At 61.4% G+C, this 11,585-nt stretch carries 12 protein-coding genes; 4 read left to right on the top strand and 8 right to left on the bottom strand.

What is annotated here, in order from left to right; translation table 11 throughout:
• Positions 1-175: 175 nt before the first annotated feature.
• On the top strand, positions 176-1,201 hold the full coding sequence (locus tag QIT27_RS13385; RefSeq protein ID WP_159343665.1) for an aspartate carbamoyltransferase: 1,026 nt from the start codon (positions 176-178) through the stop codon (positions 1,199-1,201).
• Positions 1,202-1,213: 12 nt separating this feature from the next.
• Here the strand turns inward: QIT27_RS13385 and ruvX are convergent, their stop codons facing one another.
• From ruvX to QIT27_RS13350, 7 genes are all read right to left on the bottom strand, one after another.
• Positions 1,214-1,669: a Holliday junction resolvase RuvX gene (gene ruvX, locus QIT27_RS13380; protein ID WP_159340551.1), complete on the bottom strand. Its 456-nt coding sequence runs from the start codon at positions 1,667-1,669 to the stop codon at positions 1,214-1,216.
• Between the two features lie 21 nt (positions 1,670-1,690).
• On the bottom strand, positions 1,691-2,248 hold the full coding sequence (locus tag QIT27_RS13375) for a YqgE/AlgH family protein (RefSeq protein WP_253018778.1): 558 nt from the start codon (positions 2,246-2,248) through the stop codon (positions 1,691-1,693).
• A gap of 66 nt (positions 2,249-2,314) precedes the next feature.
• Positions 2,315-3,271, bottom strand: coding sequence for a glutathione synthase (gshB, locus tag QIT27_RS13370; protein ID WP_159340549.1), 957 nt, complete (start codon positions 3,269-3,271; stop codon positions 2,315-2,317).
• 69 nt (positions 3,272-3,340) lie between these two features.
• A complete protein-coding gene (locus QIT27_RS13365) occupies positions 3,341-4,045 on the bottom strand; it encodes a CvfB family protein (protein ID WP_159340548.1) in 705 nt (234 codons plus the stop codon).
• A 138-nt stretch (positions 4,046-4,183) separates the two neighbouring features.
• On the bottom strand, positions 4,184-4,951 hold the full coding sequence (locus tag QIT27_RS13360; protein ID WP_285264126.1) for a 16S rRNA (uracil(1498)-N(3))-methyltransferase: 768 nt from the start codon (positions 4,949-4,951) through the stop codon (positions 4,184-4,186).
• A 3-nt stretch (positions 4,952-4,954) separates the two neighbouring features.
• Positions 4,955-5,464: a protein-export chaperone SecB gene (gene secB, locus QIT27_RS13355; RefSeq protein ID WP_044628537.1), complete on the bottom strand. Its 510-nt coding sequence runs from the start codon at positions 5,462-5,464 to the stop codon at positions 4,955-4,957.
• A gap of 64 nt (positions 5,465-5,528) precedes the next feature.
• Positions 5,529-5,951 (bottom strand): rhodanese-like domain-containing protein, encoded by a 423-nt coding sequence (locus QIT27_RS13350; protein ID WP_159340546.1) that lies wholly within the window; start codon positions 5,949-5,951, stop codon positions 5,529-5,531.
• Between the two features lie 257 nt (positions 5,952-6,208).
• Between QIT27_RS13350 and gpmI the strand changes: the two genes are divergently transcribed.
• The 3 genes from gpmI (at position 6,209) to QIT27_RS13335 (ending at position 10,317) form a co-directional block, all read left to right on the top strand.
• On the top strand, positions 6,209-7,771 hold the full coding sequence (gene gpmI, locus QIT27_RS13345; RefSeq protein ID WP_285264125.1) for a 2,3-bisphosphoglycerate-independent phosphoglycerate mutase: 1,563 nt from the start codon (positions 6,209-6,211) through the stop codon (positions 7,769-7,771).
• Entirely contained in the window at positions 7,771-8,913 is a 1,143-nt protein-coding gene (locus QIT27_RS13340; protein WP_159340544.1) for a murein hydrolase activator EnvC family protein, read from the top strand. Before gpmI ends, QIT27_RS13340 begins: the two co-directional genes overlap by 1 nt.
• Positions 8,914-9,015: 102 nt before the next feature.
• Positions 9,016-10,317 (top strand): S41 family peptidase, encoded by a 1,302-nt coding sequence (locus QIT27_RS13335; protein ID WP_285264124.1) that lies wholly within the window; start codon positions 9,016-9,018, stop codon positions 10,315-10,317.
• Here the strand turns inward: QIT27_RS13335 and QIT27_RS13330 are convergent, their stop codons facing one another.
• Positions 10,318-11,574 (bottom strand): UbiH/UbiF/VisC/COQ6 family ubiquinone biosynthesis hydroxylase, encoded by a 1,257-nt coding sequence (locus QIT27_RS13330; protein ID WP_285264123.1) that lies wholly within the window; start codon positions 11,572-11,574, stop codon positions 10,318-10,320. It lies immediately after the preceding gene.
• Between the last annotated feature and the right edge of the window lie 11 nt (positions 11,575-11,585).

The following is an 11,585-nucleotide window of genomic DNA, read 5'->3' as shown; positions in this document are numbered from 1 at the left end:
GAAGCCGGGTTGGCAAGGGCTAATTATCAAATAGTCGAAAAAAGTCTCGGTCAGAACATCTGCCCGCTTATATTGGACAGCGGAAACCGCTTCGGCACGTCTGGATTGGCGGTTACACTTAGCGCCTTAATACAGCGGCCACCTTCACCCACGCCCACTTATGATGAGATCCATGATGAGCCAGCACCTATTAACCGTCGATTCATTAAACCGCGATAGCGTCGATCACCTATTACGCGTGGCGGCACGCATGGAGCCGATTGCTAGTCGCCGCCAGGTGACGCGGGTGTTGGAAGGGGCCGTGCTGGGCAACCTGTTTTTTGAAGCGAGCACTCGGACACGAGTGAGCTTCAATGCCGCGTTCTGCCGATTGGGGGGAAGCGTGTGCGACACCACAGGCTTTACCTTCTCGTCCATGGCCAAGGGCGAGTCGCTTTACGACACCAGCCGCGTCATGAGCGGCTACTGCGATGCGATCGTGATGCGTCACCCCGACCAAGGTTCGGTAGCCGAGTTCGCCGCTGCCACTCATGTCCCCGTCATTAACGGTGGCGATGGCCCAGGCGAGCACCCCAGCCAGGCACTGCTGGATCTTTATACCATCGACAAGGAGTTCCAGCGACTGGGTAAGCGCTTAAGCGGGGCGCACATTCTGCTGACCGGTGATTTGAAATATGGGCGTACGGTGCATTCGCTGATTAAGCTGCTGTCACTCTATGACCCGCTGCGCATTACGCTGGTGTCGCCACCAGGGTTGGAGATGCCTTCCTACTTAATTGATCTAGTCGCTTCTCGCGGGCATCGCATTGAGCAACGCGACTCATTGGCCAGTGACTTTGCCGATTTAGATGTGGTGTACACCACCCGAATTCAGAAAGAGCGCTTTACGGATGAAATGAACGAGAGCTTCCAGGGGCTTTCCGATGACTTTATGGTCAACCGTGATTTTCTTGACCAGCGCTGCAGTCAAAGTACGATCGTAATGCACCCGCTGCCCCGCGATAGCCGCCCTGGCGCCAATGATTTGAACGTCGATTTGAACGGCGACCCGCGGTTGGCGATTTTCCGCCAAACCGATAATGGCATCCCCATGCGGATGGCGATTTTTGCCACGCTGCTCAAGGTGGATGACCTGATCGAGAAAGACCTTCGACCTGTCCGCTGGTTCGTGCCCACTCAAACCGGTACGCTCGATCGTTAATACTGTGCTGGATCAGTACGCGCTGCGCCCACCGGGAAGGCCTTCCTGGTGGGCAAACCAACCTTCCAAAATCAGTACAGCGGCGATGCCATCCACGCTCTCTTCTCGGTAGTTGCCTCGGTGGCCCGCCGCACGCGCAATCTGCTTGGCCTCGCGCGTCGAGCCCCGCTCATCGACCATTTCACAGGGCTTCCCATAACGGCCGTGTAAGCGATTGCCAAACTTGCGGGCACGGGTGCTCATCAATGACTCGGTGCCGTCCATATTGAGCGGCAAGCCGACGACGAATAGGTCTGGCTGCCACTCTTCGATGAGACGCGTGACCAAATGCCAATCGGGTATACCATCCCGCGCCGTCAGCGGCGGCAACTCACGGGCACTGTGGAGCAACTCGTTACCCACGGCGACCCCAATACGGCGCGTACCGAAATCGAAGGCCAAGATGAGACGCTGCCCTTGCTCTGCCATGCTAGGTCTTCTCCGCACAGGTCATGCATGACCCGCGTTGCGCGTCATCAAATTGAGATCGACACCCAAAATACCGGCCGCTGCCGCTAGCCGCTCTGCAGGAGGCGTATCGAACAGCACACTGCCTTGGCCTTCGACGGTCAGCCAAGCGTTCTCTTTGAGCTCCTCTTCCAACTGCCCCACGTCCCACCCCGCGCAGCCTAAACAGACCAGGAAGTGTTCGGGACCGGTACCGTCTGCCAAGGCTTGCAGAATATCCATGGAGGTCGTCAGCGCGATACCGTCCTCCACCTGGATGCTGGAATCCCACGCTTGGCTATCTCCCATGTGGAGGATGAAGCCACGATCCTTATGCATCGGGCCGCCGTAGTAAACGGGCGCATTGCGATGCGGGCTATCGTCGCCTCCTAGTGAAAGCTGCTCGAACAGCGCATCTAGCGTGATGTCCATTGGGCGGTTGGCAATCACGCCCATGCAACCGTTGTGGTCGTGATCACATAGATAGATAAGGCTGCCCGCGAAGTTGGGGTCTTCCAAATGGGGCATCGCCATCAAAAAATGGTGCTTTAAACTTTGCATGCGTCTCCTACGGCTTGCCGATGGTTCGGCAAGCCTCGCGTCATAGGGCGGGTGCGCCGTGACCGGTTAAGCCAGACGACGCTCGATCGCGTCCAGCAGCATTCCGGAAATGTCGGTGCCACGCTGATCGTCGATTTCACGAACGCAGGTAGGGCTCGTCACGTTGATTTCCGTGATGTAGTCGCCAATCACGTCCAGGCCGACAAACATCAGGCCTTTCTCACGAATCATCGGCTGCACCTGTTGAATCAGCCAGTGGTCGCGTTCGGTCAGTTCACGGCTCACGCCGCGCCCGCCTGCGGCCAGGTTGCCACGGGTTTCGCCCGCCGACGGGATGCGCGCCAGCCCGTAGGGCACCGGCTCGCCATCGACCAAGAGAATCCGCGTGTCGCCATCCTTGATGTCCGGCAGGTAGCGCTGGGCCATGATTTGGCGCTGACCGCGTAGGGTCAATTGTTCGATCACCGCGCCAATGTTGCGGCCCTCGGGGCCAATATGAAAAATCCCCGTGCCGCCCATGCCGTCGAGCGGCTTGAAGATCACATCGCCATGCTCGGCATGAAAGGCGCGTAGCACGTCATCGCGGCTGGCGACGACCGTCGGCGCGCAGCACTGGGGAAACTGCTGGGCAAAGAGCTTTTCGTTACACTGCAGCAGCGCGGCGGTGGGGTTCACCACCAGGACGCCCTCACGCTCGGCAAAGCCCAGCAGGTGTACCGCGTTGATGAATTCGGCATCCACCGGCGGGTCTTTTCGCATCAGCACTACGTCCAGCTCGGCCAACGGGCGTTGAGTCGCTTCGCCCAGGTCGTACCAGTGTTCAGGGTTGCGGTGCACGGTGAGAGGACGCATCCGCGCATAGGCCTTACCCGCCTGCAAGAAAAGATCGTCCTGCTCCATGTAGTGGAGCGTATAGCCGCGCTCTTGGGCGGCCCAGAGCATGGCTAAGGTGGTGTCTTTCTTGTACGCGATGTCGCTGATGGGATCCATCACCACACCGAGATGCAACGTTGATTGGCTCATCGAAATACAGTCCATGCAGGATCAATAGGTCATCAGTATGCCGCACTGCAGGCACGGCTCCAACCGCGGCTAGGTATCCGACGTATCGGAGAGCGCACCGGGTACCAGGCGGATCGCATCCGGCGCCAGGGTAATCAACTGCTGTTTATAGAGTCGGCCAATCGCCTGTTTATAGGCGCTTTTGCTCACCCCTAGTCGCGTTTTGATATCATGCGCCGAACTTTTATCGCCTAGCGGTAAATAGCCACCGCTTTCGCGCAGCGCCTTCAGCACTTTGTCACCCACCACGTCCAGACGTGCGGCGCCGGGCGGTAGCAGCGAAATATCCACGCGGCCATCCTCGCGGCGCTGTTTCACAAAGCCTTTTAGCGACTGCCCACGGCGCAACGGCTGAGTGATGTCGTCTTGGTAGATCAGCCCCCAGTAGCGGTGATTGACCACCACTTTCATGCCTAAATCCGTGCGGTCGGCCACCACCACATCGACTTCGTCGCCTTTCTCTAGCGCCCAGGCGTCGTCCGTTAGGAAACGGTCGAGTCGCATGGTAGCAACCGGTCGCCCCTGGTCATCGCTATACAACATCACCAGCACCCGCTTACCGGGGTCGGGGCGAAAGCGCTGCTCGCTATAAGGGAGCAGCACGTCTTTGGGCTGCCCCCAACGCAAAAACGCCCCGGTGCTGTTCACCGCCGTCACGGTTAAATAGGCCACATCGCCCAGTTGGGCAGACGCATCGCTGACAGATCGAGGGGTGGCGTGTGATTCACGGACCATGGGTGCCGTCCTTACAGGAAGTAGATCTTCATTATGGTACCTTGCCAAAGCAAGGCAAAGCGGCGTCGAGTGACGCGAGCGCCGGATACAAAAAAACCGCTGCCGCAGCAAAGGCGGCAGCGGTTCGATAGTGAGCGCTTACAAATCGCCGAAGTGGTGCTGCAAGAGCGTGAGCGCAACGACGGGAGCGGTTTCGGTGCGCAGCACTCGCGGCCCCAGGGTGAGAGGCGTGAAGTGGCTGGCCGTCGCAGCCTGAATATCCGTGTCGCTCAGCCCACCTTCCGGACCGATCAGCAGCGCGGCGGACGTAGGCCGCTCTGACTGAGCAAAGCCGTTACCCGTCGCTAGATGCAACATCAAGCGCAGCGGCTCTTGGCGCTCGGCCAGCCACTCGCCTAACGTCTGCGGGGGGTGAACAGGCGGCACTACTGCCCGGCCGCTCTGCTCGCAGGCGCTGGCCGCCACGGCCTGCCAATGCGCCAGCTTCTTTTCTTCACGCTCGCCTTTCAAACGCACATCGCCCCGCTCGGTATAGAGCGGGGTAATCGCCGCCACTCCGAGTTCGACGGCTTTTTGAATGGCGTAATCCATGCGATCGCCCTTGGAAATCGCTTGCCCAAGATGCACCGCCAGCGGTGACTCGCCGCTACCCGCCCATACCGCTTCCACGGTCACGGTCGTCTGCTTGCGGCTCACCTCGGCTAACCGCACGCCCGCCTCGTGCCCACTGCCATCGAATACGATCAGCGGCGCGCCTTCACCCATGCGCAGTACGCGGGTCACGTGCTTGGCCGGGCCGTCAGGGAGCGCCAGCGTCGTGCCCGCGGCTAACTCGGCAGGCACATACAGGCGGGGCATTTTACCGTGTTGGGCCTGCCAGTCGGCGGCGGTCAGCGTGTCCGACATGGGTTAGTGCGTGTTCTCAGCCGCTTGGCTGGCCTGCTGCGCTTCGCGCTGCTTGCGCTGAGCGTACATGGCTTCGAAGTTGACCGGCGCCAGCATCAGCGGCGGGAAGCCACCACGGTTGACGAGGTTATCAACGCACTCACGGGCGTACGGGAACAGCAGGTTGGGGCAGAATGCACCCAAGGTTTGCTCGAGCTGTGCGCCTTCGATGCCCGAAATACGGAACAGGCCCGCCTGCTCGACTTCCGCCAAGAACGAGGTAGTGCCGGTTTCGCTGTCGTTGACCTGTGCGGTCACTTTCACCACGACTTCATACTGGTCGTCGGCCACTTTCTGGCTGGTGGTATTGAGGTCCAGGTTGACCTTCGGCTTGAACGCTTGCTTGAACACGGACGGAGAGTTCGGCGCTTCGAAAGAAATGTCTTTCACGTAAATACGCTGTAACGAGAATTTCAGCTGAGGCTTTTCGCCTTCTGCGGCGCCTGCCTGCGGGGTGTTGTTATCTTCCGCCATGGGATACTCCTGATTGTTCATCCATTAAAAAGGGGTGCGGCGTTACCGCGACGTATGCTCTCGTTTACTTCTTGACCACCGGAAGGCCATCCGCCTGCCACTGCATCATGCCGCCGCGCAGCTTCATTGCCCGCTCAAACCCGGCTTTGGCAAGCTTTGCCTGGGCAGCGCCAGAACTTTGGCCATGCTTGCACACCACGATGATCGGCTGGCTCTTCACTTTCTCCAGCTCGTTCATGCGGCTATCCAGGCTGCTTTGGGGAATGTTACGAGCGCCTGCGATGTGGCCGGCTTTGAAGTCTTTGCTCTCACGGATGTCCAGCACCACCGCGTCCTCGCGGTTGATGAGCTGCGTGGCCTGGGTAGAGGACACCGCATTCGAGGAGGCGCTGCGCGTTTCGTAAACGATCCACGCTATGAGCACCAGCAAAAATGCCCCTACGAGAAGGGGGTGGTTCATTACGAATTCGAACAGCTGATCGATCATCGCGAACACAATCTCTTGGTCTATGCAGAAAAAAAAAGCGGCGTCACCGCCCTCAGAAACGCGACAAGTATACACGTCACAGGGCATACCGCGCAGGCCATGACGCCCGACGGCTGCCTGCGTTATGATGCCCCAAGCGCGCGCCTGTCGCGACCCCGATTATCAGGTGTTGTCTGAAAACTGGCGGAGCTGGCCTCACCAGCGTTTCAAACAGTACCTCACGTCGCTTGGCTGACCCACAAACGAGGGATTCTTTCATGGCATCATCTGCACCGCGCCCCGTGGCGCTGATCATCCTAGACGGCTACGGCCACAACCCCGATAGTGCTCACAACGCCGTGGCAGCGGCCAATACGCCGGTGATGGACGCGCTATGGGCCAACCGCCCCCACGCCTTCGTGCATACCGATGGCCGTCATGTGGGGCTACCCGACGGCCAGATGGGCAACTCCGAAGTCGGCCATATGAACCTGGGTGCCGGGCGTATCGTTTACCAAGACTTCACTCGTATCACCAAAGCCATCGAAGAGGGTGACCTGGACACCAACGAGGTGCTCACCAAGCCCATCGACGACGCGGTCGCCAATGGCCGTGCCGTGCATCTGCTCGGCCTGCTCTCACCCGGCGGCGTGCACAGCCACGAAGACCACTTTATCGCCATGGCCGAGCTGGCGGCGCGACGCGGTGCCCAGCGCATCTATGTACACGCCTTTCTAGATGGCCGGGACATGCCGCCGCAAAGCGCGCTGGCGTCTATCGAGCGCGCCAACGCCCGTCTAGCAGAACTGGTCGGTGCCGATAACGGCTTTGTCGCGTCCATCATTGGCCGCTTCTTCGCCATGGACCGCGACAACCGCTGGGAACGCGTCGAGAAAGCCTACCGCCTGCTCACCAACGGCCACGCGGAGTACACCGCCACCAGCGCGGAAAGCGGCCTGCGTGATGCCTACGAACGCGGCGAAACCGATGAGTTCGTCGCCGCCACGCGCGTACCGGGCAACGGTAACGCCGTGACGTTACAGGATGGCGACGCCGCCTTATTCCTGAACTTCCGCTCCGACCGCGCCCGCGAACTCACTCGCGCCTTCACCGAGGCAGACTTCGACGGCTTCGAGCGTCAGGTGCGCCCAACGCTGGCGGGCGATGGGTTGGTGATGATGACCCAATACGCCGCCGACATCGATGCCCCTGCGGCGTTTCCGCCTACCGACCTCACCGACACCCTAGGCGAAGTGGTGGCCAAGCGTGGCCTCACCCAGCTGCGCATTGCCGAAACAGAGAAGTACCCCCACGTGACGTTCTTCTTCTCCGGCGGTAACGAAGCCGAATACGAAGGCGAAGAGCGCATCTTGGTGCCTTCCCCCCGCGACGTGAAAACCTACGACGAAAAGCCGCAAATGAGCGCGTTCGAGATTACCGACAAGCTTGTGGAGGCCATCGATAGCGGCCGTTTCGATCTCATGGTGTGCAACTACGCCAATGGCGACATGGTCGGCCACACCGGGGATTTCGACGCTGCCGTGAAAGCGATCGAGACCGTCGACATTTGCGTTGGCCGCGTGGTGGAAGCAATCGAGCGCGCGGGTGGAGCCTGCCTGATTACCGCCGACCACGGCAATGCCGAACAGATGGTCCACCCGGAAACCGGCGCCCCGCAAACCGCTCACACCACGTTTGTGGTGCCGCTGGTGTACGTGGGAGAGCGGGCGGCAGAACTCGACGACGGCCGCCTGTGCGACCTGGCCCCCACGCTGCTGACCATGATGAATCAACCACAGCCTGAGGCGATGACCGGCACGCCGCTGCTGCGCTTCACGTAATGCCCATGTGGCGACCACTCGCCCTTGCCACTCTGCTGCTGGCCTTGGGCCAGCAGCCCGCCTTGGCGCAGCCGGACGAACGCGCTGCTCGTGAGCAGCTCGATGCGCTCGGGCAGGAGATCGACGCCATGGCCGAGCGGCTCAGCGCGACCGGCCAAGCTCGCGATAGCGCTCAACGCGAGCTAAAGGCGGTGGAAACCGAGCTCGCCCAGACCCACCAGCGGCTGGACCAGCTTCAGGCGGAGCGGCGCCAGCTCAATGACGAGACCACCCAATTACGTCAGCACCGCGAACGCTTGCAGAGCGAACGGGAAGCTCAGTATCAAGCGCTCGGGCAGCAACTCGCCGCGCTCTATCGGCTAGGGCCTACGCCCCAGCTCAAGCTGTTGCTCAACCAACGCGACCCTGCCGAGCTGGACCGTATGCAGGCCTATTTGAACCGGCTGACACAGGCGCGCCAGCAGCGCCTGGCCGATATTGCGCGGCTGGACACGGCACTTGCCGATACCGAACAAGCACTGGCAGAGCGCCAAACGCGTTTGGATACCTTGGCGGACGAGCTGGAGACCCAAAGCGCCCTACTCGCCGAGCGCACCGAAGCGCGCCGGGGCGTCGTCAATACGCTCGATGATCGCTACGGGAGCGAGGCGGAACGCTTGGCCGACCTGAACCAGAGCCGCGAGCAGGCAGAGCAGCAGCTCCGCGCGATTCAAGCCGAATTGGCACGCCTGGCAGAGCCCACGCCCACTACGCACATCACCCGCACGCAAGGGGATCTGCCCTGGCCCGTGCAGGGCAGCATCACCGCCAGCTTTCAGCGGCGGGATGGGGTGCACTACAACGGTATCGTGATTCAGGCCAGCGAAGGCACGGCGGTCACGGCGGTCCACTCGGGTCGCGTGGTCTTCGCCGATTGGATGCGAGGGTTCGGCAACTTATTGATCATCGACCATGGCGACCAGATTATGACGCTTTATGCGCACCTGCAGCAGTTCAGCGCCCGCCCCGGACAGCAGGTGAATCGTGGCGACGCTATTGGCCGGGTGGGCAACAGCGGCGGGCAGCCCCGGCCAGCGCTCTACTTCGAAGTGCGGCGAGGCGGGGAACCCATTAATCCGCAACGTTGGATTGCGCGCCGTTGACGGGATAAGCTGATGCTACTCTCTTTATAGTTACTCTCTTGACCATGACCCTCACAACCCGCGCAGTGCCACTGGCGCTGCCTTTCGCCTAGCGGAGTCCGCATGACGCTATCTGTTACCGAGGTATCGGCCCCTGCCAAGCGTTTCTTGGCCACCCTGCTTCCGCTCGCGCTGCTGGCTGCCCCGCTCCCCTTGGCCGCCCAGCCGGCGAACAGCGTCGCCGATGACCTGCCGTTGGAGGAGATTCAAACCTTCGCCGAGGTATTCGAGCGTATCAAACGCGGTTACGTCGAAGAGGTCGACGACCGCACGCTGCTGCGCAACGCCATGCGGGGCATGCTCAGCGAGCTCGACCCCCACTCGGCCTACCTGGATGAAGAGGAGTACCAAAGCCTGCGGGAATCCACGCAGGGCGAGTTTGGCGGCATCGGTATCGAAGTCGGCACCCAAAATGGCCAACTGATGGTTGTCACTCCCATCGATGACACGCCCGCCTCCCGGGCAGGCCTGCTGTCTCAGGACATCATCGTGGCCATCGATGGCACCCCCACCGATAGCCTCTCACTGCAGGAAGCCGTCAACTTGATGCGTGGCGAACCCGGCACGCCACTGCGTTTGACGATTCTGCGCTCCGGCGAAGAGTCACCGCGGGAGTTCACCCTCACCCGTGAAGTGATCCGCAGTGAGAGCGTCAAACAAGAGGTGCTGGAGCCCGGCTACGGCTATTTGCGCATTAGCCAATTTCAGTCCCGCACGCCCGAACAGGCTCGCCGTGCTCTCGAGCGTATGGCCCGAGAGCAGCCCTTGGAAGGTTTGATTCTGGATCTGCGCAATAACCCCGGTGGCGTCCTCCAGGCAGCGGTGGGCGTCGCCGATCTGTTCCTCGATGATGGGCTGATCGTGTATACCGAAGGACGACTCTCGGATACCGAAATGTCGTTTTCGGCGTCTCCGGATACACCAGCGGGCGACATCCCGCTCGTGGTCCTCATCAACAGCGGCAGCGCGTCGGCGGCGGAAATCGTCGCGGGCGCGCTGCAAGATCAGCGCCGGGGCGTCATCATGGGGACCGAGAGCTTCGGTAAGGGCTCGGTGCAGCAAATCATGCCGCTAGGCAATGGCGAAGGCTTGAAGTTGACGACCGCCCTTTACTACACCCCGAATGGCCGCTCGATCCAGGCGCAAGGCATCGAGCCGGACGTCGAAGTGGTGCGCGGCCGCCTGGAAGTGGCGGAAGGGCGTCGCGAAATCCGCGAATCGGATTTAGACGGCCATCTAGGCAGCCAAAGCGATATGCCACCCGAGCGCGCTGCCATGTCTCAGCGGCTGCGCGAGGATTACCAGCTCAGCGAAGCGCTGAACCTGCTGAAAGCGCTGAACGTGGTGGATCGTCGTCGCGGCTAGCTAGCGGCACGATAGCGGCAGGCGGCCTCGCTCTCCGGTCGCCTGCCGCATTACCAAGCGTTTAAGCGGCACGAGCTGGTTCATACCGCTCATACCCACGTTGCGCGCCAGCGTAAACACCGGATGCTGGCTGCCAAACAGCCCCTTGAACCCCTTCATCAAGCCTAGCATGGCGCTGTTATCGAAGCGCCGACGACGCTCGTAGCGGCGCAGCGTGGCCACACTGCCCCACGGCGCGCCGCGCCGCCAAGCCAAGACCACTTCTTCCGCTAACACTGCCGCGTCCATCAATCCTAAATTGACGCCCTGCCCGGCCAGCGGATGCAGGCTGTGGGCGGCATCGCCGACTAACGCGAAGTTGGGCTGCACATAATGCTGGGCGTGGCGCTGTACCAGCGGAAACCGATAGGCGCTATCCACGGGCATGACATCACCCAGACGATGATCAAACGCCTCGCCCAGCGCCTGCCCCAGCGCCTCTGCCGAGCACGCCGTCAGCGCTTGGGCATGCTCAGGCGTGGTGGACCAGACAATGGAGCAATAGCGATCATCCCCGTCGACGGTGAGGGGTAAGAACGCCAGTGGACGACCCGCGATAAAGGCTTGCCGTGCGGTGGCCCCATGGGGCTGTGCGCAGCGCACCGTGGTGACGACGGCCTCTTGCGCCATGGACTCCTCAGCTACCGAGATGCCCGCTAGCGCGCGCAAGGCAGAGCGCGCACCATCGGCCGCGACAAGCAGCGGCGTTTGCAGCTGTCGGCCATCGTCGAGCACCAGCCAGCGGCCACGCGCCGTGGTTTGCAGCGCCTCTACCCGCACGCCATTCAAGCGCGTCAGGGTCGGCTGCTTGGCGACCTGCTCGTTCAACGCGGCCAGCGTCACGTCATTCTCGACGATATGACCCAACACGGCGGTCCCCGCTTCGTCTGCCGAGAAGCGAATATGACCACTGCCTTCGGCATCCCATACCTCCATGTAACGGTACGGCGTGACGCGTGCCGTCTGCATGGCGGGCCAGGCACCCAAATGGGTGAGCAGTCGCTGGGACACCGGGGTCAGCGCGCTGACGCGGGGGGTGGGAATCTCGCCAGCGACGTCATCCAGGTGCAACGTCGATGCCTTGGCTTCCACCAGCGCCACCTGCATTCCCGCTTCTGCCAATAGCCCGGCCAGCGCAGCGCCCACCATACCCGCGCCAACAATTACCGCATCGAAACGCGTGACGGTCGGCTTAGCTGCTTGTGATTGCGTTGTCATAACACTCCTTG

Origin of the sequence: Halomonas sp. LC1, assembly GCF_030247125.1 — a bacterium.
Classification (GTDB): domain Bacteria; phylum Pseudomonadota; class Gammaproteobacteria; order Pseudomonadales; family Halomonadaceae; genus Vreelandella.
The sequence above is the reverse complement of the archived record's forward strand: the minus strand, read 5'-3'. Positions and strand labels throughout refer to the sequence as shown.

Excerpts from the sequence above, each read along its gene's own strand:
- gpmI (WP_285264125.1), top strand. The coding sequence starts at position 6,209 with ATGGCATCATCTGCACCGCGCCCCGTGGCGCTGATCATCCTAGACGGC.
- ruvX (WP_159340551.1), bottom strand. The coding sequence starts at position 1,669 with ATGGCAGAGCAAGGGCAGCGTCTCATCTTGGCCTTCGATTTCGGTACG.
- QIT27_RS13350 (WP_159340546.1), bottom strand. The coding sequence starts at position 5,951 with ATGATCGATCAGCTGTTCGAATTCGTAATGAACCACCCCCTTCTCGTA.
- QIT27_RS13385 (WP_159343665.1), top strand. The coding sequence starts at position 176 with ATGAGCCAGCACCTATTAACCGTCGATTCATTAAACCGCGATAGCGTC.
- QIT27_RS13340 (WP_159340544.1), top strand. The coding sequence starts at position 7,771 with ATGCCCATGTGGCGACCACTCGCCCTTGCCACTCTGCTGCTGGCCTTG.
- QIT27_RS13375 (WP_253018778.1), bottom strand. The coding sequence starts at position 2,248 with ATGCAAAGTTTAAAGCACCATTTTTTGATGGCGATGCCCCATTTGGAA.
- gshB (WP_159340549.1), bottom strand. The coding sequence starts at position 3,271 with ATGAGCCAATCAACGTTGCATCTCGGTGTGGTGATGGATCCCATCAGC.
- QIT27_RS13335 (WP_285264124.1), top strand. The coding sequence starts at position 9,016 with ATGACGCTATCTGTTACCGAGGTATCGGCCCCTGCCAAGCGTTTCTTG.
- QIT27_RS13330 (WP_285264123.1), bottom strand. The coding sequence starts at position 11,574 with ATGACAACGCAATCACAAGCAGCTAAGCCGACCGTCACGCGTTTCGAT.
- QIT27_RS13365 (WP_159340548.1), bottom strand. The coding sequence starts at position 4,045 with ATGGTCCGTGAATCACACGCCACCCCTCGATCTGTCAGCGATGCGTCT.
- secB (WP_044628537.1), bottom strand. The coding sequence starts at position 5,464 with ATGGCGGAAGATAACAACACCCCGCAGGCAGGCGCCGCAGAAGGCGAA.
- QIT27_RS13360 (WP_285264126.1), bottom strand. The coding sequence starts at position 4,951 with ATGTCGGACACGCTGACCGCCGCCGACTGGCAGGCCCAACACGGTAAA.